This is a genomic window from Vibrio metschnikovii CIP 69.14 (assembly GCF_000176155.1).
GTDB classification, from domain to species: Bacteria; Pseudomonadota; Gammaproteobacteria; order Enterobacterales; family Vibrionaceae; genus Vibrio; species Vibrio metschnikovii.
Genome location: NZ_ACZO01000010.1, coordinates 1 through 26,307, shown reverse-complemented (window position 1 = coordinate 26,307; position 26,307 = coordinate 1). Strand labels below are relative to the sequence as shown.

The following is a 26,307-nucleotide window of genomic DNA, read 5'->3' as shown; positions in this document are numbered from 1 at the left end:
ACAAGCGTTATGAATAAAGCACTTTACCTGACATCTCAGCAGGAATTTCCATGTCAGTCAGCGCTAACATGGTTGGTGCGAGATCCGACAGTTTACCGCCTTCTTGTAGAGTAATTGATTTATTACCGACATAAATCAGCGGTACTGGTAAACTGGTGTGAGCCGTATGTACGCCACCGGTTTCAGGGTTAATCATCATTTCAGCGTTACCGTGGTCTGCGGTGATGAGTAACTGACCATCGACTTCTTTAATCGCTTCAACTACTCGGCCAATACATTCATCGACCGCTTCACAAGCTTTAACCGCGGCTTCATAAACACCAGTATGGCCGACCATATCACCATTTGGATAGTTACAAACGATCGCATCGTATTGACCAGATTTAATCGCTGCAACCAATTTATCGGTGAGTTCTTTGGAGCTCATTTCTGGTTGAAGATCGTAAGTCGCGACTTTTGGAGAGGCCACTAGCTGGCGCTCTTCACCAGGAAACTCGTTTTCTGCGCCACCGTTAAAGAAGAAGGTCACGTGGGCGTACTTCTCTGTTTCTGAAATACGCAGCTGAGTTTTGCCCGCTTTAGAAAGCCATTCACCATAAGTGTTTTCTAGCGATGCTGGTGGGAAAGCGGTCGCTAGTGGAATATCGGCTGCATACTGAGTTAGCATAACGAAATTGACATTAGGGAACACTTGACGAGTGAAACCATCAAAATCGGCGACAAACGTGCGGGTTATTTCACGAGCACGGTCAGCACGATAGTTTAAAAATAGTACCGCATCACCATCTTGCATGGCTGCTGATTCTTGATCTGCGCTACGAATTTCTGTGGCTTTGACGAACTCATCGTTTTCTTCACGCGCATAAGCGGCATTAAGGCCAGCAACGGCAGAGTCATAGGTGAACTCTGCTTTAGCTTGAGTTAATAAGTCATAAGCTTGCTGAACGCGATCCCAGTTATTATCACGGTCCATGGCATAATAACGACCGATAAGAGAAGCGATGCGTCCTTTACCAAGTTTGCTAAATAGGTCTTGGAAACGTGCCAGTGAGCCCTCAGCACTGCGTGGTGGGGTATCACGTCCGTCAAGGAAGCAGTGTAGGTAAATTTTCTCTGCGCCACGAGCAGCGGCTAGCTCTACTGCCGCATAGATATGATCTTCGTGAGAGTGCACACCACCTGGCGACATCAATCCCATGAGATGAACCGCTTTGCCTTCGGCTACCGCTTTATCAATCGCATTCACAATCGCTTCATTATGCTGGAATTCACCATCTGCGATTGATTTAGTAATGCGGGTTAAATCTTGATAAACAATCCGTCCTGCACCGATGTTAGTATGGCCAACTTCAGAGTTTCCCATTTGACCGTCAGGTAGACCCACATCCATGCCAGAAGCAGAAATAAGAGTATGAGGATGATTTTCCATCAACGCATCAAGTACTGGTGTGTGCGCATTGTTGATCGCGTTGCTGGTGTTATCTTCACGGTAGCCCCAACCGTCAAGAATCACTAGAGCCATAGGCTTCTTAGCAGACATAATTATAACCTCGTCAAATTCATGGTAATGAGAAATAAAAAACTAGCGTAATTTTACTACACTTTCTCCGCTTTGCAGTAGGTTAAGATCAATGATTCTGCCTATCAATCCCAAGAATGTTGTCTATGGATCAATATTCATTGTTTTTGCTTCTCTCTACGGCAATCGATTGATGTTACGCTCTCATTAAGTTAACGCCCAAGTGGCCAAATACACAATACATAATCCTACTAGTCCAAGAATTAAACCGGTTTTAGCCATATCTTTACTTTCAATTAAGCCTGTGGAGTAAGCTAATGAGTTAGGCGGTGTTGAGACTGGAAGGATCATGCCTAAAGAAGCGGAGAACGCGACCACGACCAATAACCCTTGTAGGCCACCAATCTCCGTTAAACTGGACATCGAGACACCAATAGCGGCAGCAATTGGCATTAATAAGTTTGCTGTTGCCGTATTGGACATGAAGTTCGCCATTAGCCAGCAGACCATCGATAGCGAAATGACGATGAACATCGGTGATAAGCTTTCATAGTCAATGGCATGGGCTAAGGCAACGGCAAGTCCGGTATGCTCTAATCCAATACCGATCGCAATCCCCCCAGCCACTAACCAAAGTACATCCCAATTAATTTGCTTGAGTTCCTCTTTGCCCATAATGCCTGTTAACGTAAATACAGCTAGTGGAATGATCGAGACCACATAAGTATTCATGCCATGCAGAGCGGTACTCATCCACAATAAAATCGTCGTTGCAAAAGTGATGTAGACGACGATTGCTCGCCAAGAGCGTTGAAATGTTCCCTGCAATTTTAGCGTCATTTGTTGTTGTGATGAGGGAAATAAATACTGCAATAAAAACCAAGCAATGGTTAATTGAACAATCACAAATGGTAGACCCATCATCATCCAAGATAGAAAGTCTATGCTGTTCTCTCCCGTTAAATACTGTAAAGCAATCGCATTCGGTGGCGTACCAATCGGCGTCGCGATGCCTCCTGTATTCGCAGCAATCGGAATGGATAGCACCAAAGCTTTAATGCCTAGCTCCCCTTTCGGCGCAGAGGCGACAATGGGTCCAAGTAGAGCCAACATCATTACTGTCGTAGCCGTATTTGACATGAACATTGAGAATACGGAGGTGATGAGCATCAATCCAAGCATAATAAATTTAGGTTGATGACCAAACGGGCGCAGTAATACACGTGCTAAGTTGTTATCCAGTTGATATTTTGACGCCGCGATCGCTAAGGCGAATCCACCCATAAACAGAATAATGATCGGTGAAGAGAAGGCACCAAGAATGTCAGTGTAAGGGATTAAATGCCCGACTTCATGTTGTTCAATTGGGGAGCGGAACCAATGTAACCCCTTGTCTGAAATCATAATTAATAATAGAGCGATGATCAGAATAGAAGTGGCAAAAACGGGTACCGGTTCTAAGACCCAGAGTAGAGCCGCGAGTAAAAAAATAGCCAGCAAGCGATGCTGAACGAGCGTCAATTCATCAATAGGAATGGTGTCTATGGGGAGTAAGAGTACACCGACAGGAATCAAAAAACAGATCGCAAGCCGAGTCAGTAACCCGGTCGATAACGTTGACATAAGAGCGTCCTTTGCAAAAATATCCGAATGTCATCTAGGGTAAAGCATTGCTATGAAAAGATCGTAATAGGGAATGGAAAATTGTTAGCTTAGACACAGTTAATCAGTGGAAAGCTCGGCTTAGAGCAAACATAGTCGCCACTTTTAGTGATAAAAAATGGCGACTATGTTTCATTTAACGCGTTGGAAATAAGGAGGAACTTGATTAGGCTTTGTGGGCGTAAGCAGAACCGAGCAGGGTTGGCGTATTTAACTGCATGCTACTATCAAAACGAATCTGTTGTTTCGCAAATAGATTGATAACGGTTGACCCCAACTTAAATCGACCCATTTCTTGGCCTTTTTTCAATCGAATAGCATTGATACCTTCTGCTGGATAATCCCAACGATACACGGTATTACCACGCGGTGGAGTCATGGTTCCTGCCCATACCATCTCGATACTGCCAACAATGGTTGCACCGACCAGTACTTGAGCCAGTGGGCCAAATTCGGTATCAAAAATACAGACAACTCGTTCGTTACGGGCAAACAAATTGGGCACATTCTCTGCGGTCAGCGGGTTAACAGAAAATAGATCGCCAGGCACATAGATCATTTGTCGTAATGTACCATCACATGGCATATGCACTCGGTGATAATCTCGTGGTGATAGGTAGAGAGTGGCAAACTCACCATCACGAAACTCTTCAGCCAGTTTAGCATCACCCCCAAGCAGTGCTTGAGCAGAATAATGATGGCCTTTTGCTTGAATCAGTTGGCCGTCAGTTATTGGGCCGAATTGACTGACGCAAGCGTCGGCTGGATGAACGAGTGTCGCTTCGTCATCGACAACGGGGCGTAGGCCAGGCTTTAACTCACGGACAAAAAATTCGTTAAATGTCGCAAAGTGTTTTGGATCGGAATGTAACGCTTCACTCATGTTGACATTGTATTGTTTAATAAACCAGCGAATGATGGCGGTGGTTAGACTACCTGCCTTCGCTGACGCGAGTTTACCGACTAAACGGGTTAAAGCATGTTGTGGCAGCCAATATTGCAGCCTAACTTTAAATTTATCCATCGTATGTTATTTCCAATCTATCATCTTTATTTTGGCGCGAAATGGTACTGAAAAATAATCCGCGTGTCATCAGACTCTGTTCGTCTGTGAGTATTTATTGTTGGTCTGATTTTTTATTGCGAGAATATTGTCGATTGGCTTTATTTTCCGACATGCTCTCAATAATACGGTGATAGTTATCAAAGCGTTGTGCGCTGATTTTACCGTTTTCGACGGCTTCTCTCAGTAAGCAACCCGGGTCATCACCATGTTTACAGTCACGAAATTTACATCCCCCTAAATAGGGACGAAATTCTACATAGGCTTTGGTTACTTCCTCTGCGGCTAAGTGCCATAAACCAAACTCACGAATACCCGGAGAGTCAATCAAATCGCCACCGGATGGGATGTGGTATAAGCGAGCTGCGGTAGTCGTATGCTGTCCAAGTCCTGAGTTCTCAGAGATTTTACCCTCTTCAGCAATGATGCCGAGTTGAGGCATCAACGCATTGACTAAGCTTGATTTTCCTACTCCGGATTGACCGACAAAGATATTAATCTTATGACTTAACTTACTCTCTAATAACGCGATATTTTCGCCACTTTCTTTACTGACAAAAATGACGTCATAGCCAATTTCTTGGTAAGCGGCCAATTGCTGTTGATAATCCATCCGCTGTGCTTCGCTGAGTAAATCGACTTTATTAAGAACGATGACAGGAGCGATAGATAGTGTTTCTGCAGCAATTAAGTAACGATCGATGATATTCAGCGATAATTCAGGTAAGACAGAAGAGACAATGATCATTTGCTCAACATTAGCGGCGACGGGTTTTAAACCATCGTAATAATCTGGACGAGTCAGAACTGAGCTGCGAGGCTCTACTGCTTCGACCACGCCTGAAATTCCAGCAAGAGTTTCTACGCCAGGCCGCCAAATGACCTGATCGCCACACACCAAACTTTCGATTCCGCGACGTAAATTGCATCGATGGACGATCTTTGTCTCGGGGTCTTCTATATCGGCATGTTGACCAAATCGTGTGATCACTAGACCGGACTTGGCATTTTCCAGCATCGATTCGTCCCACTGTACGGAGTCTTCTTGTTTTAACTTACGGTGCTGGTTATTTCTAACTCGGCGCACTTGGCCTTTAGTGAGTTTTTTCTTCTTTGTCACGTTTTTTCACTTTAAGTTTTTTAACTTAGAACGATGCCTAACTCAATTTATCACTGTGCGCTGCACGGCGGTATCGTGGTTAGGGGAATTTAGGTTATAGTACCTTTTTTATTGGCAAACCCCTATAGGCACTTAATTATATGTCTTTTAGTGATCAAAACTTGATTTGGATTGATCTGGAGATGACCGGGTTAGACCCTGATGTCCATAAGATCATTGAAATAGCAACCATTGTTACCGATAGTCAACTGAATGTATTGGCAGAAGGACCGGTGTTAGCTATTCATCAATCCGAAACCGAGTTACAAAAAATGGATGAGTGGTGTACTCGTACCCATACCCATAGTGGGCTAGTGGACCGAGTGCGCCGCAGTTCGATCAATGAAGTTCAAGCGATAGAACAGACGATTGATTTCTTACAACACTGGGTTCCTGCTGGTGCTTCACCGATTTGTGGAAATAGCGTTGGTCAAGATCGACGTTTTCTTTACCGGCATATGCCAGACTTAGAAGTGTATTTTCATTATCGTTGTATTGATGTGAGCACTATCAAGGAACTGACTCGTCGTTGGCAGCCTGAGATTGCTGCGGGATTCAGTAAACAAGGAACTCATCTTGCCTTAGATGATATTCGAGAATCTATCGCCGAGCTTAAATTTTATCGTTCTCACGTTTTCAAAATTTAATAATCCTAACTATCGAGCGGTGAAGGGCGGTATGGTTGACCGCTTTTCTTTAATTGAATGGTTGTAATTTCGTCTGGATCTGTGTGTTTTTTGTTTAAGTGGTTTTTTTTATCGTCATACGAAAAGAAAAATGATTTTTTTTGCTTTAACTACTTGCATCACAAAAAAATGCACTTATAATTCGCAGCCCTGAACAGCACAAAACGTTGTTGATGCGACACTAGCTCAGTTGGTAGAGCGCAACCTTGCCAAGGTTGAGGTCACGAGTTCGAACCTCGTGTGTCGCTCCAGATTTGCTTTTATTGCTGATGGCGATAAAACAATAAAGTTACAAAGCCTACATCGTGCTTAACGGTGAGTAATACGGACGCGGGGTGGAGCAGCCTGGTAGCTCGTCGGGCTCATAACCCGAAGGTCGTCGGTTCAAATCCGGCCCCCGCAACCAAACAGATAGCCTTTATCGTGCTTAACGGTGAAATGCGACACTAGCTCAGTTGGTAGAGCGCAACCTTGCCAAGGTTGAGGTCACGAGTTCGAACCTCGTGTGTCGCTCCAGATTCAAGCTTTCATTGCTCTTAGTAATGAGATGCGACACTCGCTCAGTTAATAGAGCGCAACCTTGCCAAGGTTGAGGTCACGCCTTTTTGTTTAAAGAAAGTGAACCTCGTGTATCGCTGCAGTTTCAAGCTGACATCGTGCTTAACGATGAGCAATACGGACGCGGGGTGGAGCAGCCTGGTAGCTCGTCGGGCTCATAACCCGAAGGTCGTCGGTTCAAATCCGGCCCCCGCAACCAAATAGATAGCCTTTATCGTGCTTAACGGTGAAATGCGACACTAGCTCAGTTGGTAGAGCGCAACCTTGCCAAGGTTGAGGTCACGAGTTCGAACCTCGTGTGTCGCTCCAGATTCAAGCTTTCATTGCGCTTAGTAATGAGATGCGACACTCGCTCAGTTAATAGAGCGCAACCTTGCCAAGGTTGAGGTCACGCCTCTTTGTTTAAAGAAAGTGAACCTCGTGTGTCGCTCCAGATTTGCTTTTATTGCTGATGGCGATAAACAATAAAGTTACAAAGCCTACATCGTGCTAAACGGTGAGTAATACGGACGCGGGGTGGAGCAGCCTGGTAGCTCGTCGGGCTCATAACCCGAAGGTCGTCGGTTCAAATCCGGCCCCCGCAACCAAACAGATAGCCTTTATCGTGCTTAACGGTGAAATGCGACACTAGCTCAGTTGGTAGAGCGCAACCTTGCCAAGGTTGAGGTCACGAGTTCGAACCTCGTGTGTCGCTCCAGTTTCAAGCCTACATCGTGCTTAACGATGAGCAATACGGACGCGGGGTGGAGCAGCCTGGTAGCTCGTCGGGCTCATAACCCGAAGGTCGTCGGTTCAAATCCGGCCCCCGCAACCAATTTAAAAACAAAAGACTACGCTATTGCGTGGTTTTTTCTGTCTATTCTGAAAAATTGACACCATGTCAATGCTCTTTATCATGCTGTGAAGCATAATCCCATCAAGAAAAGCATCTTATTTTCTGCCAAGAAAGTTTGGCCAGAAATCGTATTAGATACATGACTAAAAACGGAGTCTACCGCTGACGTAGTCAGGCTTTGTTTTATCCATGCACAGAGTTATCCACATTTTAAATTTGTGGATAACTTGGTGCATAACGTGTTTTTAGCTTGAAGATAGAGGCTTGTTCAGACGATCTTTTTGCTGATGGGGAATAATGTGAGAGTGATGGTTTTTTATTAAGTTGATGATTTTAAGTGGTATTTTTATTTATTTCCTGTGGTGTAAGAGCCGCGAGAACGATCATTAACTGTATTTTCTTTGATCCTTATCATTTCCTACTAATGTGATTAACTTTTTTGAAGTTTAGCAAACGCTGTCTCATTTAATATTTTTTCCACACCTAAGAATTTGCGAAGTGCATCAAAGAATGTACATCAATGATGTTGCGTTATTTCATACTCACGCATCTCTCGGCAAGCCTTTTTCAATAATTCTAATTAGTCTTTGCTGTTTATTCGTAATGCTAGCCAACTGCTCTCTCTGTTGTGTTAATGCCCATTCAATATGCTCATCTAATAGTTCACTTTCTCCTGTTTTTTGCTCTAAGGCATCGATGATTCTTTGTGAATAGGGCGCATTACCCATTGCAATAATCAAATTGCGTTGCCATTGTTGATGACCAATACGGCGTATGGCAGAACCTTGCATATGGTGTAAAAAGGTTTTCTCATCCCATGAAAATAAAGCAACAAGATCGGCATTATTCAACACATCTCGTCGATGGAAGTCGTCTTCTTGGGTAAGATCAGCAAAACGGTTCCAAGGGCAGACGAGTTGGCAGTCATCACAACCATAGATACGATTACCGATTGCAGTTCGAAATTCTTCTGGGATCACCCCTGAATACTCAATCGTTAAATAAGAGATACAGCGCCGTGCATCGACAACCCCTTCTTCGACAATCGCACCAGTCGGGCATGAGGTCATACATGCTCGACACTGTCCGCATTGATTTTCTGAAGGTGTATCGACTGGCAGAGGAATATCAACAAGCAGTTCGCCTAAAAAGAACCATGATCCTGCCTCTTTATCGAGAATTAAAGAATGTTTTCCCGTCCAGCCAAGCCCAGCTTTTTGTGCCAGAGGCCTTTCTAAAATAGGTGCAGAATCAACAAAAGGACGATAACCCAATTGACCGACTTCTTGCTCGATTTTATCAGCTAATTTTTTGAGTTGATTACGAACCAATTTATGGTAATCGCGTCCAAGTGCATAGCGACTAATATAAGCTTGGGTTGGATCTGATAAATTCGCGGCAAATTGCGCTTGTGGTGGAAGGTAGTTGATGCGGACACTGATCACTCGAAGTGTACCCGGTAAAAGTTCTGCTGGGCGAGCACGTAACATACCATGGCGAGCCATCCACTCCATCTCACCGTGATACCCTGCATCTAACCATGCTTGTAAAGCTGCTTCATGCTGACTTAAATCGACGTCGCAGATCCCTGCTTTGTCAAAGCCGAGTTCTTTTGCCCATCGTTTGATTTGTTCGGCTAGTAAATGAAGGTCCATTATCAGTATTGGTCATGGTCATTGGGCGGCGGATCTTAACGGATCTCATTCGATTGATCCAGCCAGTGAGTGGCTAGTTGTATCGATATTAGATTTGATATGAAGATTTTTCTGTTTACTTACAGAACAGAGCTTGTCTCTTAAAACTAACCCAGTTTACTATTCGTTCTCTTTTTATTTTTATATAGTGCTAGCTAGACGCTTTAGAGATCCGATTCATGAGCATAAAAACCTTTACTTTAAAAGATGAACAACAGACGGTAATGCTAGGAATGCGCTTAGCTCAATTATGTTCCCAGCAGACGACACTTTATCTTTACGGTGATTTAGGCGCAGGGAAAACTACCTTAAGTCGCGGTTTCATTCGAGCGTTAGGCCATGAAGGAAATGTGAAAAGCCCAACTTATACTTTAGTTGAGCCTTATCAATTAGCGGATTGGCAGGTTTATCATTTTGATCTTTACCGATTGGCGGATCCTGAAGAGCTCGAGTTTATGGGAATTCGTGACTATTTTACCGATGATGCTATTTGCTTGGTGGAGTGGCCTGAAAAAGGCCAAGGTTTATTGCCAACACCAGATTTAACAATATTGCTTCGCTACGATGGTGAACAACGTCGAGCGAGTGTGAGCGCAAATAGCGAGTATGGATGCACCTTATTGAGTCAGTTGGAGTTATGTTGAGCATTAATTACGGTCGTTTTTTGCGTTATTGGTGGCTATTGGTCACATTATTATCTGGTATCAGTAGCGTTCAGGCTAATGTATTAGAAGGGGTTAGAGTTTGGCCTTCACCTGATGCCACTCGCGTAGTGATCGATTTAAAGTCTGAAGCGGACTTTAGTTATTTCACGCTAAGCAGCCCAGAACGTTTGGTGGTCGATCTAAAACAGACTTCATTAGCCGCCGCTTTGCCAGTGACGGTCTCTGATAGTGCGATATTGAAACGGATTCGCGCTAGTACACCACCAGAAAAAACAACTTTTCGTTTAGTACTTGAATTAGCCAATAAGTCGACACCCAATATTTTTAAATTGCCTCCCACACCAGGTGGGCAATATGGTCATCGTTTGGTGATTGATTTACCTCATTCACCCGCTCCTGCAGCGGCGACGTCGAGTACGCTCGCTCGTTCGCCCAATGTAGTGAGCCGCGATGCGTCTCAGTTAGTCGGTACTGCAGATATTATTATTGCTATCGATGCGGGACATGGTGGTGAAGACCCTGGTTCTATTGGTCCAACTCGTAAATTTGAAAAAGATGCCACATTAAGCGTTTCTAAAAAATTGGCGGATCAAATTAATGCGGTTCCGGGTATGAAAGCCGTATTGACACGAACCGGTGACTATTACGTAAGCTTGAATAATCGGACTGAAATTGCTCGTCGTAATCGCGCTCATCTACTAGTTTCTGTTCATGCGGATGCTTTCCATAGCCCACAGCCAAGAGGGGCTTCAGTTTTTGTGCTTAATACTCGGCGGGCCAACACTGAAATTGCGCGTTGGGTTGAAAATCATGAGCAGCAATCGGAGTTACTCGGAGGTGCCGGTGAAGTTTTGGCGCGGACGAATAACGACCGTAATGTCAGCCAAACATTATTAGATTTACAGTTTAGCCACTCGCAAAAAGAAGGCCATAAAGTGGCGACTAACCTTTTACAAGAGCTAGGCAAAGTCGCTCACTTACATAAAGCGGAGCCTGTGAATGCCAGTCTGGCAGTATTGAAGTCGCCCGATATTCCTTCAGTATTAGTAGAGATTGGTTTTATCTCTAACCCTATCGAAGAGCGATTGATTTTTCAACGTAGCCATCAAGATAAGCTCGCACGAGCGATGGGCAAAGCGTTAGTGCAATACTTTGAGGAAAATCCTCCAGAAGGAACCTTGTTTGCTAACCGAGGTAAAACTCAGCAACATCAAGTACAACGAGGTGAGTCGTTATCCGTGATTGCCCAAAAATATGGAGCGACCGTTTCTGGGATCATGCAAGCGAATAAATTAAAAGATTCTCGCTTAACGGTGGGGCAGCGATTAACCATTCCCGGGGGAGAACGTGGTCCTATTCCGGTACCGGTGGTCAATAATCCAGTGGAAACCGAAACCATTACCCATGTGGTTAAATCGGGAGAGTTTTTAGGCCGTTTAGCGGCGAATTATAAAGTTTCAATTGATGCGATACGCCGAGAAAATAACCTTAAGTCTGATACGTTATTTGTTGGTCAAAAGCTTAATATTACGGTGAGCTTAAAAGATAAACCTTTGCGTAAACACACGGTGCAGAGCGGTGAGTTTCTTGGTCGGATCGCCAATCAGTACAATGTAACGGTACAAAGTATTCGTGAGGCTAATCAATTGCGCTCAGATCAATTGGCGGTAGGCCAAGTACTGATCATTCCCAACCGATAAGATAGGCAGGTTATGACGATTCGTATTCTACCCGCCCGTTTAGCAAACCAAATTGCCGCGGGTGAGGTGGTGGAAAGGCCGGCTTCAGTAGTAAAAGAGCTGGTAGAAAATAGCTTGGATTCAGGGGCCACACGGATTGAAATTGATATTGAGAAAGGTGGCGCTAAGTTAATTCGTGTTCGCGATAACGGTTCTGGGATCAATAAGGATGAGCTTGGCTTGGCGTTAAGTCGTCATGCGACATCGAAAATACAAACACTGGACGATCTCGAAGCGATCATCAGCCTAGGATTTCGTGGGGAAGCGTTAGCCAGTATTAGCTCGGTTTCTCGCTTAACCATCACTTCACGTCCTGCTACTCAAGAAGAAGCATGGTCGGCGTACAGTGAAGGGCGCGATATGGCTGTCAAACTGCAGCCTAGTGCCCATCCGATAGGGACCACGGTTGAAGTTTTGGATCTGTTTTTCAATACACCGGCAAGACGCAAATTTTTACGTACAGAAAAAACAGAGTTTACCCATATTGATGAACTCTTAAAGCGTATTGCGTTGAGCCGTTTTGATGTCAGTTTGACGCTGCGCCATAATGGGAAAATTATCCGTCAGTACCGTGCCGCGAGCAGTGAACGGCAAGAAGAAAATCGTTTGGCTGCGGTATGTGGTGCGTCTTTTGTTAAGCATATGCTGAAAATAGAGTTAGCCCATCAAGGGTTAAGATTGCATGGCTGGATAACAACGCCACAAGGCGCTCGTCAGCAAAGTGATTTGCAATATTGTTATGTAAACGGACGTATGATGCGTGACAAGCTGATCAATCATGCGATTCGACAAAGTTATGAGAGTAGTTTAAGGCCAGATCAATGTGCAACCTATGTACTGTTCATTGAACTGGATCCTCATTTGGTTGATGTCAATGTACATCCTGCGAAACATGAAGTTCGTTTTCATCAAGCTCGCTTAGTGCATGATTTTATTTATCAAGCACTAAGCGACGCTCTTGCTGATAGTGAATATATTGAAACTCCTGAGCTTAACCAAGCTGCTTTCTCTGCTCCTGTTCCGACACATATGTCGAATGAGCGGTCAACGGATCCTGATCAGCCAGCTCGCAATCTGAGTGATAAAGACGGTTATTCTCGTCAGTATTTAACGACAGAACGTCCATTGCAAGCGGTCATTCAAGAAGCAAAAGCCTCTCACTCATGGAACCGTCCGACGACGGCTAAGCCACGATCGTCTGCGCCAGTTATGGCTGAGCAAAGTCAAGCTTATCAACAGTTAATGAAAGTGAGTGAAGCGCCAGTTTCAATAGATAATCGTTTATCAACCACTGAAAAATCGTCAACGCTGTCACTGATAGTGACTAAATTAGGTAAAGCCATCGCTGTCGTTGATGGACAATATCTGCTGATGACTACGGATCAAGGATGTGTCTTACTGGCGCTAACGAAAGCAGTTGAGTGGAGAGTTCGTGGTCAATTAAATAGTCAAGAAGAGCCATTAAAGAGTCAGCCGTTATTGGTCCCTTTGAGTGTAAAAGTGTCTAACGAGGAGATCCGTGGTTTCGAATTATACCGCGAGTTGCTCGAACGTTTAGGGATTCATCTGGTGACTCGTTCTCATCAGACGGTGATGGTGATGGGGGTTCCTCAGCCATTAAGACAGCAAAATCTACAGCTTTTGATTCCGGATCTGTTATCTTACCTTGCTTTACATGGCGCTTCAGGAGTGTTGACTTTAAATGTCGACAATATCGTCACGTGGCTTAGCCAGCGCGTCTTGATAGAAAAAAACGACTACACTTTATCAGAAGCCATTCAATTAATTGCCGAGCTTGAGCAATTATGGTCAGGTAAACTGCCATTACATGATGGCCACTTTATTCAACCTGTCGATTTTTCGGCAACCATTGCAGCATTAAATTAATGACCAAACCACTACCATTAGCTTTATTTTTAATGGGCCCAACCGCCTCCGGTAAAACCGATTTAGCCATTTGTTTACGTCAGAAATATCCTGTCGAAATCATCAGTGTTGATTCAGCATTGATCTATAAAGGAATGGATGTTGGCACAGCAAAGCCTGATGCCAAAGAGTTGGCTTTGGCTCCCCATCGATTGATTGATATCTTAGATCCGAGTGAAGCTTACTCAGTTGCAGATTTTCGACAAGATGCGCTACGAGAAATGCAGACCATTGTTAGTGAGGGAAGAATCCCGTTACTGGTTGGTGGGACCATGCTTTATTATAAAGCCTTGTTAGATGGTTTATCGCCTTTACCTGCCGCCAATCCAGCGGTTCGTCAGCAAATCGAGTCGCAAGCTCAAGAGCAAGGTTGGGCGGCTCTGCATGCCCAACTGCAACAAATTGATCCAATTTCAGCGGCAAGAATTCATCCAAATGATCCACAAAGATTGTCGAGAGCATTGGAAGTTTATAAAATTTCAGGTAAAACTCTTACTGAACTGACACAAACGAAAGGAGAATCAATCCCTTTTCGAGTCAAACAGTTTGCCATCGCGCCCATGGATAGGGCTGAGCTCCACCGTCGAATTGAACTCCGCTTCGAGAAGATGGTCAAATCAGGTTTTGAAGAAGAAGTTAAAGCGCTCTATGATCGTAATGATCTTCATCCTGATCTACCTTCAATACGTTGTGTCGGTTATCGACAGATGTGGGATTACTTTGACGGAAATAGCACGCTTGATGAGGCTATTTATCGTGGTATTTGTGCCACCCGTCAGTTAGCCAAGCGTCAGCTCACCTGGTTACGCAGCTGGGATGAGTTAACTTGGTTGGATAGTGAGAACATTGAACGCGCGGTAGAAACTCTTGCAAATGCCATAGCATCTGATTGAGTAAGCTGTGTATAATGTGATCGCTTTTGCGTGATGTACCCTGTAAAGGAACCGTCACTTGTTGTTCAATATTATGTTGATAGATCAGTGATATAGGGTGTTTTTATCGTTTAGCTCAGATGTAAAGGCCGCACCAACTTATGTGCACCACTAGCTAAATAACTACAACAAAATACAAATAAGGAAAATAAAATGGCTAAGGGGCAATCTCTACAAGACCCATTCTTAAATGCACTACGCCGCGAGCGTATTCCAGTTTCTATCTATTTAGTAAACGGCATTAAGTTACAAGGTCAAATTGAATCGTTTGATCAATTCGTGATCTTGTTAAAAAACACCGTAAATCAGATGGTTTATAAGCATGCTATCTCTACCGTTGTACCTGCTCGCCCGGTTAGCCATCACACTGGTGATCGACCTGCAGGTGAGCGTGGCACAGAGAAATCCGACGATTAATTATTTGACGTCATATTATCATTCATTAAGGAGTTGAACGCTTGTTTGACCGTTATGAAGCCGGTGAGCGAGCGGTACTTGTTCATATCAACTTTACGCAAAAGGGTGAGTGGGAAAATCTCAAAGAGTGCGAAATGCTGGTCTCTTCTGCTGGAGTATCAACTCTGCAGATAGTGACTGGTAGCCGCCAATCTCCTCACCCTAAATATTTCGTTGGAGAGGGCAAAGCTCAAGAGATTGCTCAAGCTGTGCAATCAACTGAAGCCGACGTGGTGATTTTTAATCATTCCCTTTCTCCTGCTCAAGAGCGAAATTTAGAACAACTTTGCCAATGTCGAGTGATTGATAGAACCGGTCTTATTCTGGATATCTTTGCTCAGCGAGCTCGTACTCACGAAGGGAAGTTGCAAGTTGAATTAGCTCAGTTGCGTCATATTTCGACCCGTTTAGTTCGAGGTTGGACCCACTTAGAAAGACAAAAAGGTGGGATTGGCTTACGTGGGCCAGGAGAAACTCAGTTAGAAACTGACCGACGTTTATTGCGTGAGCGAATTAAAGCGATCCTACGCCGTTTAGAGAAAGTGGCAAAACAGCGTGAACAAGGACGCCGAGCGAGAAACCGTGCAGAAATTCCAACGATTTCACTGGTTGGTTATACCAATGCAGGTAAATCGACTCTGTTTAACCAAATTACCTCCGCTGGAGTGTACGCTGCGGATCAACTGTTCGCTACGTTAGACCCGACGCTACGAAAGATCGAACTACTGGATGTAGGGCCAGCTATTTTGGCCGATACGGTAGGGTTCATTCGTCATTTACCCCACGATTTAGTGGCGGCATTCAAAGCAACGTTACAAGAAACTCAGCAAGCTGACATTTTGTTACATGTTGTGGATGCCAGTGACGACCGCTTTCGTGAGAATATCCAAGCGGTTGATGATGTTCTACTAGAGATTGACGCACATGAAGTGCCAAGTTTACTGGTTATGAACAAAATCGATAATCTAGAAGGCCAATATCCTCGTATAGAAAGAGATGATGAAGGTGTTCCTAGAGCTGTTTGGGTATCGGCGATGGATGGGCTGGGGATGGATCAGTTGTTTACTGCGCTGACCGAACGTCTGGCCAGTAACATCGTCCAATATTGTTTACGCGTTCCTCCTGAACATCAAGGTCGAATTCGGAGCACTTTCTTCCAAATGAACTGCATTGAAAAGGAAGAGTATGATCCAGAGGGCAATCTGCTAATATCAGTTCGTATGCAACAAGTGGATTGGTCTAGACTAGAGAAAAGAGAAGAGGCAGTTTTACGTGACTTTATCGTCACTTAAAGGACTGCTAGAGTATAACGTCATATCAAATGATGGAGCTTTCTAATGGCGTGGAATGAGCCCGGAAATAACAACGGCAACAACGGCCGCGATAATGACCCTTGGGGAAATAATAATCGCGGTAACAAAGGTGGTCGTGATCAAGGTCCGCCAGATTTAGACGAAGTGTTTAATAAACTGAGTCAGAAGCTGGGCGGAAAGTTTGGTAAAGGGGGCAATGGGCCTTCGTTTGCTGGTGGTGGAGCAATGGGTTTTGGCGTTATCGCCGTGCTTGCTGTTGCCATTTGGTTTTTCTCAGGCTTCTATACAATTGGAGAAGCCGAACGAGGCGTTGTCTTAAGACTAGGTCAATACGATCGTGTAGTTAATCCTGGTTTGAATTGGCGCCCTCGTTTTATTGATGAAGTAACGCCTGTCAATATTCAAGCGATTCGTTCGTTGAGCGCTTCTGGTATCATGTTGACCAAAGATGAAAACGTCGTCAACGTGGCGATGGATGTTCAATATCGTATCGTTGACCCATACAAGTATTTGTATCGAGTTGTTAATCCCGATGATAGTTTGCATCAAGCCACCGATTCAGCGCTACGTGCGGTGATTGGTGACTCACTGATGGATAGTATCTTAACGGTAGGTCGTCAACAAATTCGTCAAAGTACTCAACAAACACTCAACCAAATCATCGATGATTATGATATGGGTCTATTAGTGGTTGGCGTTAACTTCCAGTCATCACGTCCACCAGAGCAGGTTAAAGATGCTTTTGATGACGCGATTGCTGCTCGAGAAGATGAAGAGCGTTTCATTCGTGAAGCTGAGGCGTACATGAATGAGATTTTACCTCAAGCCACAGGTCGTGCTGAACGTGTTAAACGAGAAGCATTAGGTTACAGCGAGCGAATCATTAATGAAGCATTTGGTCAGGTTGCTCAATTTGAGAAACTGTTACCTGAGTATCAAGCCGCTCCAGAAGTAACGCGCAATCGTATGTATCTCGATACAATGGAACAAGTGTATACCAACAGTTCGAAGATTTTGATTGACTCAGAATCGAGTGGTAACTTGCTCTACTTGCCGATTGATAAACTTGCAGGTCAAGAAGGGGCTAGCCAGTCTCGTCAGACTCGCTCATTATCATTGCAAGATGAAGCTGGACTGCAGTCACAACGTAATGACCCAAGCAGTAATACGCCTCCTCGCTCAACTAATACTCGTCAAGGGAGAAACTAAACATGCGTAAGTTAATGATCCCGGTCATTGTCGTCTTTTTAGCATTGCTCTTGATGTCGATGTTTGTGGTTCCAGAAGGTGAGCGAGGCATTGTCATTCGTTTTGGACGAGTGATTCAAGACGACAATGAAATGTCTAAAATCTATGAACCAGGCTTGCATTTTAAAATGCCTATTTTTGATCGAGTACACACACTGAATGCTCGTATTCAAACCATGGATGGACGTTCAGACCGTTTTGTAACCTCTGAGCAAAAAGACGTTATTATCGATACCTACGTTAAGTGGCGAATTGAAGATTTTGGCCAATTCTACTTAGCGACGGGGGGAGGTAATATTTTTACCGCACAAGCTCTCCTTGAACGTCGGGTTACGGACGTATTAAGGGCAGAGATCGGTTCTCGAGACATCAAACAAATTGTTTCTGGTCCGCGCAATGAAGCGGTACTTCCTGATAGTCCTGATGATGAGATTGTCACCACTGAAGCCGCGAGACAAGCTTTAGAAGTCGATGGCCAACGCGATCAGATCATGGCGAATGTTCTGAAAGATACTCGAGTCAATGCAAGCAAAGACTTGGGTGTTTATGTGGTTGATTTCAGAATGAAGAAGATTAACCTTCCAGATGAAATCAGTGAGTCGATTTATCGTCGTATGCGTGCTGAGCGTGAAGCGGTTGCTCGTCGTCACCGTTCACAAGGCCGTGAAAGAGCAGAAGTTATTCGTGCTCAGGCGGATCTTGAAGTGGCAACTATTTTAGCTGAAGCAGACAGAACTGCGCGAATTACTCGTGGTCAAGCCGATGCAACATCAGCCAAAGTGTATGCTGACGCTTATAGCAAAGATCCTGAGTTCTTTAGCTTCTTGCGTTCTTTGCAAGCGTATGAAAACTCATTTAGCCAGAAAAGTGATATCTTAGTCTTGGATCCAAAGAGTGACTTCTTCCAATACATGAATAGCGCTAAAGGTTCATCAGCAAAATAATGGCTAGACGCCTATTCTAAGCGGTTTAATACCATTATAGAGATGATAACAAACTGATTATTAGAATATTATTCAGAAAGGCTCCTAAGGAGCCTTTCTTTTTTAGTAAGGTAGAACATGACTACATCATTATGGATTGCGATAGGATTATTGCTTATCGCTGAAGGCTTAGGGCCGCTGATTGCTCCTCAAGGGTGGCGGACTATGATGCAGCAACTCGCACAGCAAGAAGACAATCAATTACGGCGAATAGGGGGATGTTTAGTCGTAATAGGGGCGGTGATCGTTTATGTCTTCATGCTTTGAGTGACGGTTTTTGAGTTATTCCAGGTTATTAATAGTGTGGTGGTGGCGTTTCATTGGCTGGATCCGCTAAGTTTGATGTATCCATATTTTTCATTTTCCCGACCACATATTTCATCTGATCTTGCATTTTATTAATTAATAGCTGCTGTTGGGTTAGAGCAGCATTAAGTTCGTCAATGGTTTGTTCTTGAAAAGCGAGTTTACACTCTAAATCATCAATTCGTTGTTGTAGTTGTTGTTCGGTAGCGTTTTGTATGATCATGGATTGAACTCCCATTCTTGAGCGATTCCCGCAGAGGTGCCAGAAATAACGCTGGATTGTGGATTAAAAACCGCATCATACACCACCGCTCTTGGCGGGCGCGCATCTTTTTGTGGTTGAGCTTCGAAGCGAGCTAATTTTTTACCGTGATCAGTAGACCATACTTCGATGCGACTAGATGGCGTCCCAGTGAGTAGATAGCGCCCATCATCTGAAAATCGTGCGCTAGAGAAAATAAGCTGTCTAGAAAGACTACGTAGTTTGGCTTGTTTTTCACCCGTTTGTAAATTCCAAATAATCGATTGATTACCACCATCAGAAGTGAAAGCTAACTGACCATCACGCTGTAAAGCAACCCGGTTAACCCGCTGTTCATGTTCAAAGGTGTAGATAATCTGTCCACTCTGGGTATCCCATAGATAAGCGGTATAATCATTTCCGCCAGTTAAGGCATAACGACCGTTGGGGGATAAAGCGACAGAATTGACTTTTTCCTGGTGAGCAAGGAACTCAAGCCGTCGTCCAGTGACTAAATCAACGTAAATGGCTTTACCGTTGGATACACCCAGCAACACTTGTTGCCCATCGTTACTCAGAGCGACATCCATGATTAAACCATCAGAAATGGACCATAGCCCTTGAGCTTGGGTCCAGCTTAAGTCCCATACGGCAAAATTGATTTGTGTGGCAGTAATCGCATAACGGCCATTATCAGTAATACGAATGTACGAGACAGGGTTGGCTTCTGGGTCTTGTGCGCCTAGCTCTGCTAGAATTTGACGTTGTGCTAAATCCCATAAGACCAGTTGGTGCTCTTGGGAATAAATTAATGCAAAGCGTCCGTCGCGGCTTAAGCCAAATCCGGTCGAGCCATTGGGTTCTAAAACCCAGCGGTCAGTCTCTTGATTAAAGAAGAAACAGCCATTTAACAGAAAAATGACAACCGTCGGTACTATGAAATGAGAAATTATCCGCAGCACAATTAATTATCCGTTGAGTAGTAAAGACAATTACGAAACATACCGTTATATTGGTACAACATACTATTGTGCACCAGTTTAATTCGTCGGTTTGTGCTCAATAACAGAAAGGTTTACCTACAAAGTTGGAGAATTGAATGAAATCGTTTTTTAAAGTGTCATTGCTTGCCGCTACGGTTGCGCTAGCTGCTGGTTGTCAGAAAGAAGAGACAACGGCTACCCCAAATGCCTCTGTTGCCGTGCAAAGTGTCACTTTTAAGTCAGAGGATGATAAAGCGGCTTACGCGATTGGTGTTTCTTTTGCTAATTATTTAACCAGCAGTATCGAAAAGCCTAATGAAATTGGTATTGATCTTAATAAAGACATGGTGCTAAGAGGTATCGAACATGTTTTTGCTGGTGCAGCGCAAATGGATGAACAGCAGACTCGTGAAGCATTAGAAGCGTTGGATAAACGTGTTGCTGCGTCAATGCAAGCACAAGCGGCTGAAAAAGCCGCTACCAACAAGCAAGCTGGAGATGCATTCCGTGCTGAGTTTGAGAAGCAAGAAGGCGTCAAAAAAACCGAATCTGGACTGCTTTATCAAGTCTTAACTGAAGCGCAAGGCGAGTCGCCAAAAGAGACCGATACGGTACAAGTGCATTACAAAGGCACATTGACCGATGGTACTCAGTTTGATAGCTCTTACGATCGTGGTGAGCCCGCTACCTTCCCGCTAAACCGCGTGATCCCTGGTTGGACAGAAGGCGTGCAATTGATGCAAGTTGGTTCTAAATATAAGTTCGTTATTCCACCAGAATTGGCCTATGGCGAGCAAGATACGCCAACCATTCCTGCAAACTCTACTCTAGTTTTTGAAGTTGAGCTGTTGAAAGTAGAAAATGGCGATGCAGCGCAATAAATAAGGGATAGCGATTCATCCTTTATTAAAAGTATCAAAGGCCTGAAGATTCAGGCCTTTTTTTATAAGTAAAACCAACTTTTTTAACCAATTTTTTTATCATCCCTTGTCAAATGGTAAAAGTACTGATGCTTTGCTAGGGAGATATTCATCGTATAATTTGTTCTAAGTCACTGCATCGTAAGATAGCCTAGTCTAGGTTTAAAATTTTCTGATAAACTTACATCAATTTGTTGATTTTACGTTCTAAGGTCTAGGTACAGTGACAACGACAGAAAGCATTAACGCCGATATGCTCATGGATATGGAATTTGTGCATGTAAAGCCATTTACTGAGCACGATAAAGTGATTTTACGTTCCTATGAAGCGATGGTGGATGGTTTAGCGAGTTTAATTGGCCCCTTTTGTGAAATTGTTTTGCACTCGTTAGAAGATCTGAATACTTCGGCGATAAAAATTGCCAATGGTGAGAATACAGGTCGTCAAGTAGGGTCGCCGATCACGGATTTAGCGTTAAAAATGCTGCGTGATATTGAAGGCTCCGAACGCAACTTTTCTCGCTCGTATTTCACCAGAGCGAAAGGTGGAGTATTAATGAAATCCATTACGGTCGCCATTCGTAATGGAGAGCATCGAGTGATTGGTTTGTTATGCATTAACGTCAATCTTGATGCGCCTTTTTCACAGGTGTTGCACTCTTTTATGCCGACACCAGAAGCTCAAGAGGCTGCAGCTCCGGTTAATTTTGCCAGTGATGTGGTCGAGTTGGTTGATCAAACTGTTGAACGGACTATTGAAGAGATTAATGCCGATAAATCAGTCTCAAACAATACTAAAAATCGTCAGATTGTCATGGCGTTGTATGATAAAGGTATTTTTGATATTAAAGATGCGATTAATCGTGTTGCTGAACGATTAAATATCTCCAAACATACGGTTTATTTGTATATCCGCCAACGTAAAACCGAGGATGAGTGATTGTGAGTCAGTCAAGCACACCATTGACCTATGCTCTATTGGTAACGGGTCCAGCTTATGGAACTCAGTCTGCTCGTAATGCTTATCTTTTTGCTCAATCGGTGCTCGAGAAAGGCCATAGTATTAAGCGTATTTTCTTCTATCAAGAAGGTGTGCTGAATGGGTCGGGTTTAACCTTGCCTGCTAACGATGAATTTGATCTTGTGAAAGCATGGCAAACCATGGCGACGAAGCATCAAATTCGATTAGAAACTTGCGTTGCTGCAGCGTTACGACGTGGTATTGTTAGCCAAAGCGAAGCCGAACAGCATCAATTATCAACATCGAGTTTGGCGATGGGAGTGACACAAGCAGGGCTGGGAGCGCTGGCAGAAGCGCTATTAACTGAGGATAGAGTGGTACAATTTTGAAGAAAATCGCCTTTGTTTTTCATTCTCCTCCTCACGCCACCAGTGCTGGACGAGAGGGACTCGATGCCGTGCTCGCAGCATCGGCTTACAGTGATGATTTAGCTGTCTTTTTTGTCGGTGAAGGGGTTTTACAATTGGTCTCTGGGCAAGATCCTAAGGCGATTTTAAGCCGAGACTACATTAGCACATTCAAACTGCTCGATTTGTATGAGATTGAATCGTGTTATGTCTGTGAACAAAGCCTTGCCGAATGGGGGATAACCAGTGAAGCATTACTTATTAATGTCTCCCCACTTTCTCCTCAAGCCATTGGGGCAATGTGGCAATCTTTTGATCACATTGTGACTTTTTAATACCACAGGATAGGCGTGTGCTGCATATTATTAAACATCCTCAACAGCTAAAATTAGTTCGTCGTTATTTTCAAGCTCATGATAGCCTATTGCTGGTTGAAAATGCCGTTTATCTTACTAACCCAAACAGCCCTTATTTCACCGATTTACAGACCATTAAGTCGGTCTATGCACTGCGTGAGGATCTTTCCGCTCGTGGTTGGTTAGAAATGTGTTCAGGTTCTATTGAGCAAGTCACGATGAATGATTTTGTTGAAATGACAGTAAATGAAGATAAATCAATAAGTTGGTCTTAATTTTTATCGAGTGTCCGTAAAAGTATCCACCGCGCTGATGTTGGTGGATAAAAAAGATCTGTATATTTCTTGACACACCTCTCACTGCTGCATAGAATTTTGCGTCCCTATTTGTGCAAATCACAATCAGGGCTAGATTTTTCATAAAGCTTACGTTAAGTAAATTCAGGAGCTAGCTAATGGCAACTATTAACCAGTTGGTACGCAAGCCACGTGTGAAGCAAGTTGCAAAAAACAACGTGCCTGCACTCGAAGCGTGCCCACAAAAACGTGGTGTATGTACTCGCGTATATACTACTACACCAAAGAAACCTAACTCAGCACTACGTAAAGTATGTCGTGTTCGTCTAACCAATGGTTACGAAGTGACTTCATACATCGGCGGTGAAGGTCACAACCTACAAGAGCACAGCGTTGTTCTTATCCGTGGCGGTCGTGTAAAAGACCTTCCGGGTGTTCGTTACCACACTGTTCGTGGTGCGCTTGACTGTTCAGGCGTTAACGACCGTAAACAAGGTCGTTCTAAGTACGGTGTGAAGCGTCCTAAGTCTTAATGGATTCCGTTAAGTAAGGCCAAACACTAAATTAATTTGTTATTTTGAAAAAACTGTATAGTTTTGGAAAAAACCTGAAGAAGACAACGGAGAATATTCCATGCCACGTCGTCGCGTTATTGGTCAGCGTAAGATCCTTCCAGATCCAAAGTTCAAATCTGAACTGCTGGCAAAATTCGTTAACATCCTTATGGTTGACGGTAAAAAATCTACTGCAGAGAAAATTGTTTACACTGCACTAGACACTATGGCTGAGAAATCTGGTAAAGATCACTTGGCTGTTTTTGAACAAGCTCTTGAAAACGTACGTCCAGCGGTAGAAGTTAAATCTCGCCGTGTGGGTGGTTCAACTTACCAAGTGCCAGTAGAAGTACGTCCGGTTCGCCGTAACGCACTTGCTATGCGTTGGTTGGTTGAAGCTGCGCGTAAGCGTGGTGAAAAATCTATGGCTGGTCGCTTAGCTGCAGAAATGCTAGATGCGTCAGAAAACAAAGGTACTGCTGTTAAGAAACGTGAAGACGTTCACCGTATGGCAGAAGCGAACAAAGCCTTCGCTCATTACCGCTGGTAATACCTTCTGTGCTGCGAGGTCCTCTCGCAGCACATTTCTATTTTCTAAGGTTTCCCTTAGTAAGAGGATACAATCGTGGCTCGTAAAACTCCTATTGAGCGCTACCGTAATATCGGTATCTGTGCTCACGTAGATGCAGGAAAAACAACCACTACTGAGCGTATTCTGTTCTATACCGGCCTTTCTCACAAACTTGGCGAAGTTCACGATGGTGCTGCCACCATGGACTGGATGGAGCAGGAGCAGGAACGTGGTATTACTATTACCTCTGCTGCAACAACTGCCTTCTGGCGTGGTATGGATGCACAATTCCAAGATCATCGCATTAACATCATTGATACCCCTGGACACGTTGACTTCACCATCGAAGTAGAGCGTTCGCTGCGTGTACTTGATGGAGCTGTGGTTGTCTTTTGTGGTTCATCTGGTGTTGAACCTCAGTCTGAAACAGTGTGGCGTCAAGCAGATAAATACCATGTTCCTCGCATTGTGTTTGTTAATAAGATGGACCGTACTGGCGCAGACTTCCTACGCGTAGTAGATCAAATTAAACATCGTCTTGGTGCAACTCCCGTTCCTATCCAATTAAATATTGGTGCAGAAGAGGATTTTAGAGGTGTCATCGACCTTATCAAGATGAAAGCCATCAACTGGAATGAAGCCGATCAAGGCATGAGCTTTACTTATGAAGCGATTCCGGATGATATGCTAGAGCTGGCTGAAGAGTGGCACAACAACTTAGTTGAAGTCGCTGCGGAAGCGAGCGAAGAATTGATGGATAAATACCTTGAAGATGGCGTACTTACTGAAGCTGAAATCAAACAAGCGCTACGTCAGCGCACGCTGAACAACGAAATCGTTCTTGCCACTTGTGGTAGCGCGTTTAAAAATAAAGGTGTGCAAGCTGTTTTGGATGCGGTAGTTGAATTTTTGCCATCACCAGTAGAAGTACCGGCGATCAAAGGTATTGATGAGAACGAGAATGAAGTTGAGCGTCACGCCGACGATAATGAACCGTTTTCTGCTTTAGCATTTAAAATTGCTACCGACCCATTTGTTGGTACTTTGACGTTTATTCGTGTCTATTCTGGAGTGGTTAACTCTGGTGATGCGGTTTATAACTCAGTCAAACAAAAGAAAGAGCGTTTTGGGCGCATTGTACAAATGCATGCTAATAAACGTGAAGAAATTAAAGAAGTTCGTGCTGGCGATATCGCCGCCGCTATTGGCTTGAAAGATGTCACTACCGGTGACACGCTCTGTCATCAAGATCATAAAGTGATTCTTGAACGCATGGAGTTTCCTGAGCCTGTTATCCAAATCGCGGTTGAGCCTCGCTCAAAAGCGGATCAGGAACGAATGGGGATTGCGCTAGGTAAATTAGCGGCTGAAGACCCGTCATTCCGAGTCGAAACGGATAAGGAAACAGGACAAACGCTAATTTCTGGTATGGGCGAGCTTCACTTAGACATCATCGTTGACCGTATGAAACGTGAGTTCAGCGTTGATTGCAACGTGGGTAAACCTCAGGTTGCGTATCGTGAAACCATTCGTGGTCAAGCGGAAGTTGAAGGCAAGTTTGTTCGCCAGTCTGGTGGCCGTGGTCAATACGGTCACGTATGGTTGAAAGTTGAACCTGCAGAGTTAGGACAAGGCTTTGTCTTTGTTGACGCCATCGTGGGCGGTGCAATTCCTAAAGAGTTCATCAACCCGGTAGCGAAAGGGATCGAGGAACAAATGAACAACGGTGTGTTAGCGGGATATCCTATTTTGGATGTTAAAGCGACACTCTTCGACGGTTCATTCCACGATGTCGACTCAAGTGAAATGGCGTTTAAAATCGCCGGCTCAATGGCATTCAAGAAGGGCGCGCTAGAAGCAAACCCAGTCATTCTTGAACCGCTAATGAAAGTTGAAATAACCACACCTGAAGATTGGATGGGTGATGTAGTCGGCGATTTAAATCGTCGTCGTGGCATCATTGAAGGCATGGATGATGGCAATGCTGGCCTCAAAATTATCCGTGCTCGAGTTCCACTCTCAGAGATGTTTGGTTACGCAACAGATCTACGTTCTGCGACCCAAGGCCGTGCTTCTTACTCAATGGAGTTTGCTGAGTACGCCGAGGTGCCGAAAAATGTTGCCGATGCAATCATTGCTGAACGTGGGTAGTTGTTATTTGATTAATAACGAATCTATTGCGCTAACGAGCGTTGGCGCATAAAATAGCAATTTCTGGCGCGCTTTGAGTGCACTTGACTTAAGGCGAATCATAACTAGGAAGGAACACGATCG

Annotated in this window: 25 protein-coding genes and 8 tRNA genes; 26 read left to right on the top strand and 7 right to left on the bottom strand. The window is 44.1% G+C overall.

What is annotated here, in order from left to right; genetic code table 11:
- Window positions 1–7: 7 nt before the first annotated feature.
- From gpmM to rsgA, 4 genes are all read right to left on the bottom strand, one after another.
- Window positions 8–1,540, bottom strand: coding sequence for a 2,3-bisphosphoglycerate-independent phosphoglycerate mutase (gene gpmM / locus VIB_RS16860; RefSeq protein WP_004397636.1), 1,533 nt, complete (start codon window positions 1,538–1,540; stop codon window positions 8–10).
- Window positions 1,541–1,726: 186 nt separating this feature from the next.
- Window positions 1,727–3,142, bottom strand: coding sequence for an SLC13 family permease (locus tag VIB_RS16855; RefSeq protein ID WP_004397635.1), 1,416 nt, complete (start codon window positions 3,140–3,142; stop codon window positions 1,727–1,729).
- A gap of 205 nt (window positions 3,143–3,347) precedes the next feature.
- Window positions 3,348–4,205: an archaetidylserine decarboxylase gene (asd, locus tag VIB_RS16850; protein ID WP_004397634.1), complete on the bottom strand. Its 858-nt coding sequence runs from the start codon at window positions 4,203–4,205 to the stop codon at window positions 3,348–3,350.
- A gap of 94 nt (window positions 4,206–4,299) precedes the next feature.
- Window positions 4,300–5,364, bottom strand: coding sequence for a small ribosomal subunit biogenesis GTPase RsgA (gene rsgA, locus VIB_RS16845; RefSeq protein ID WP_004397633.1), 1,065 nt, complete (start codon window positions 5,362–5,364; stop codon window positions 4,300–4,302).
- A 140-nt stretch (window positions 5,365–5,504) separates the two neighbouring features.
- Between rsgA and orn the strand changes: the two genes are divergently transcribed.
- The 9 genes from orn to VIB_RS16800 all read left to right on the top strand — a co-directional run bounded on the left by orn (window position 5,505) and on the right by VIB_RS16800 (window position 7,461).
- Entirely contained in the window at window positions 5,505–6,050 is a 546-nt protein-coding gene (orn, locus tag VIB_RS16840) for an oligoribonuclease (RefSeq protein WP_040905851.1), read from the top strand.
- A 214-nt stretch (window positions 6,051–6,264) separates the two neighbouring features.
- A tRNA-Gly gene (locus VIB_RS16835) sits at window positions 6,265–6,340 on the top strand.
- A gap of 78 nt (window positions 6,341–6,418) precedes the next feature.
- Window positions 6,419–6,495 (top strand) — tRNA-Met (locus tag VIB_RS16830).
- A 34-nt stretch (window positions 6,496–6,529) separates the two neighbouring features.
- Window positions 6,530–6,605: transfer RNA gene (locus VIB_RS16825), tRNA-Gly, on the top strand.
- Between the two features lie 164 nt (window positions 6,606–6,769).
- Window positions 6,770–6,846: transfer RNA gene (locus tag VIB_RS16820), tRNA-Met, on the top strand.
- A gap of 34 nt (window positions 6,847–6,880) precedes the next feature.
- Window positions 6,881–6,956 (top strand) — tRNA-Gly (locus tag VIB_RS16815).
- Between the two features lie 201 nt (window positions 6,957–7,157).
- Window positions 7,158–7,234 (top strand) — tRNA-Met (locus VIB_RS16810).
- A 34-nt stretch (window positions 7,235–7,268) separates the two neighbouring features.
- Window positions 7,269–7,344, top strand: a tRNA-Gly gene (locus VIB_RS16805).
- A 40-nt stretch (window positions 7,345–7,384) separates the two neighbouring features.
- Window positions 7,385–7,461, top strand: a tRNA-Met gene (locus tag VIB_RS16800).
- Between the two features lie 563 nt (window positions 7,462–8,024).
- Here VIB_RS16800 and queG read toward each other — a convergent pair.
- Window positions 8,025–9,137 carry a tRNA epoxyqueuosine(34) reductase QueG gene (gene queG / locus VIB_RS16795; RefSeq protein WP_004397631.1) on the bottom strand — a complete coding sequence of 371 codons (1,113 nt, stop codon included), beginning with the start codon at window positions 9,135–9,137 and terminating at the stop codon, window positions 8,025–8,027.
- A 218-nt stretch (window positions 9,138–9,355) separates the two neighbouring features.
- On the opposite strand from queG, the gene tsaE reads away from it, so the two are divergent.
- The 9 genes from tsaE (at window position 9,356) to VIB_RS16750 (ending at window position 18,705) form a co-directional block, all read left to right on the top strand.
- Window positions 9,356–9,820, top strand: coding sequence for a tRNA (adenosine(37)-N6)-threonylcarbamoyltransferase complex ATPase subunit type 1 TsaE (gene tsaE, locus VIB_RS16790; protein ID WP_040905847.1), 465 nt, complete (start codon window positions 9,356–9,358; stop codon window positions 9,818–9,820).
- Window positions 9,814–11,541: a LysM peptidoglycan-binding domain-containing protein gene (locus VIB_RS16785; RefSeq protein WP_040905844.1), complete on the top strand. Its 1,728-nt coding sequence runs from the start codon at window positions 9,814–9,816 to the stop codon at window positions 11,539–11,541. Before tsaE ends, VIB_RS16785 begins: the two co-directional genes overlap by 7 nt.
- Before the next feature lie 12 nt (window positions 11,542–11,553).
- Window positions 11,554–13,467: a DNA mismatch repair endonuclease MutL gene (mutL, locus tag VIB_RS16780; RefSeq protein ID WP_004397629.1), complete on the top strand. Its 1,914-nt coding sequence runs from the start codon at window positions 11,554–11,556 to the stop codon at window positions 13,465–13,467.
- Window positions 13,467–14,399, top strand: coding sequence for a tRNA (adenosine(37)-N6)-dimethylallyltransferase MiaA (gene miaA, locus VIB_RS16775; protein ID WP_004397628.1), 933 nt, complete (start codon window positions 13,467–13,469; stop codon window positions 14,397–14,399). The genes mutL and miaA overlap by 1 nt, the downstream gene beginning before the upstream one ends.
- A 192-nt stretch (window positions 14,400–14,591) precedes the next feature.
- Window positions 14,592–14,855, top strand: coding sequence for an RNA chaperone Hfq (gene hfq, locus VIB_RS16770; protein ID WP_004397627.1), 264 nt, complete (start codon window positions 14,592–14,594; stop codon window positions 14,853–14,855).
- Window positions 14,856–14,896: 41 nt separating this feature from the next.
- Window positions 14,897–16,186 (top strand): ribosome rescue GTPase HflX, encoded by a 1,290-nt coding sequence (gene hflX, locus VIB_RS16765; RefSeq protein ID WP_004397626.1) that lies wholly within the window; start codon window positions 14,897–14,899, stop codon window positions 16,184–16,186.
- A gap of 45 nt (window positions 16,187–16,231) precedes the next feature.
- Window positions 16,232–17,416, top strand: a complete 1,185-nt coding sequence (gene hflK / locus VIB_RS16760; protein ID WP_004397625.1) for an FtsH protease activity modulator HflK — start codon at window positions 16,232–16,234, stop codon at window positions 17,414–17,416.
- 2 nt (window positions 17,417–17,418) lie between these two features.
- On the top strand, window positions 17,419–18,399 hold the full coding sequence (gene hflC, locus VIB_RS16755) for a protease modulator HflC (RefSeq protein WP_004397624.1): 981 nt from the start codon (window positions 17,419–17,421) through the stop codon (window positions 18,397–18,399).
- A gap of 117 nt (window positions 18,400–18,516) precedes the next feature.
- Window positions 18,517–18,705: a DUF2065 domain-containing protein gene (locus VIB_RS16750; RefSeq protein WP_040905840.1), complete on the top strand. Its 189-nt coding sequence runs from the start codon at window positions 18,517–18,519 to the stop codon at window positions 18,703–18,705.
- 28 nt (window positions 18,706–18,733) lie between these two features.
- Here VIB_RS16750 and VIB_RS16745 read toward each other — a convergent pair whose 3' ends face one another.
- Window positions 18,734–18,967: a SlyX family protein gene (locus VIB_RS16745; protein WP_004397623.1), complete on the bottom strand. Its 234-nt coding sequence runs from the start codon at window positions 18,965–18,967 to the stop codon at window positions 18,734–18,736.
- Window positions 18,964–19,944 carry a WD40 repeat domain-containing protein gene (locus tag VIB_RS16740; protein WP_040905862.1) on the bottom strand — a complete coding sequence of 327 codons (981 nt, stop codon included), beginning with the start codon at window positions 19,942–19,944 and terminating at the stop codon, window positions 18,964–18,966. The genes VIB_RS16745 and VIB_RS16740 overlap by 4 nt, the downstream gene beginning before the upstream one ends.
- 140 nt (window positions 19,945–20,084) lie before the next feature.
- Between VIB_RS16740 and fkpA the strand changes: the two genes are divergently transcribed.
- The 8 genes from fkpA (at window position 20,085) to fusA (ending at window position 26,184) form a co-directional block, all read left to right on the top strand.
- Window positions 20,085–20,849, top strand: coding sequence for an FKBP-type peptidyl-prolyl cis-trans isomerase (fkpA, locus tag VIB_RS16735; RefSeq protein ID WP_004397621.1), 765 nt, complete (start codon window positions 20,085–20,087; stop codon window positions 20,847–20,849).
- Between the two features lie 262 nt (window positions 20,850–21,111).
- On the top strand, window positions 21,112–21,828 hold the full coding sequence (locus tag VIB_RS16730; RefSeq protein ID WP_040905838.1) for a helix-turn-helix transcriptional regulator: 717 nt from the start codon (window positions 21,112–21,114) through the stop codon (window positions 21,826–21,828).
- Between the two features lie 2 nt (window positions 21,829–21,830).
- Window positions 21,831–22,238 carry a sulfurtransferase complex subunit TusD gene (tusD, locus tag VIB_RS16725; RefSeq protein ID WP_004397619.1) on the top strand — a complete coding sequence of 136 codons (408 nt, stop codon included), beginning with the start codon at window positions 21,831–21,833 and terminating at the stop codon, window positions 22,236–22,238.
- Window positions 22,235–22,591 carry a sulfurtransferase complex subunit TusC gene (gene tusC, locus VIB_RS16720; protein ID WP_040905836.1) on the top strand — a complete coding sequence of 119 codons (357 nt, stop codon included), beginning with the start codon at window positions 22,235–22,237 and terminating at the stop codon, window positions 22,589–22,591. The genes tusD and tusC overlap by 4 nt, the downstream gene beginning before the upstream one ends.
- A 17-nt stretch (window positions 22,592–22,608) precedes the next feature.
- Entirely contained in the window at window positions 22,609–22,887 is a 279-nt protein-coding gene (gene tusB, locus VIB_RS16715) for a sulfurtransferase complex subunit TusB (RefSeq protein ID WP_004397618.1), read from the top strand.
- Between the two features lie 179 nt (window positions 22,888–23,066).
- Complete coding sequence (gene rpsL, locus VIB_RS16710) at window positions 23,067–23,441, top strand: 30S ribosomal protein S12 (RefSeq protein WP_004397617.1); 375 nt, start codon at window positions 23,067–23,069, stop codon at window positions 23,439–23,441.
- 100 nt (window positions 23,442–23,541) lie between these two features.
- Entirely contained in the window at window positions 23,542–24,012 is a 471-nt protein-coding gene (gene rpsG / locus VIB_RS16705; RefSeq protein ID WP_004397616.1) for a 30S ribosomal protein S7, read from the top strand.
- A 75-nt stretch (window positions 24,013–24,087) separates the two neighbouring features.
- Window positions 24,088–26,184, top strand: a complete 2,097-nt coding sequence (gene fusA, locus VIB_RS16700) for an elongation factor G (RefSeq protein ID WP_004397615.1) — start codon at window positions 24,088–24,090, stop codon at window positions 26,182–26,184.
- Window positions 26,185–26,307: the final 123 nt, after the last annotated feature.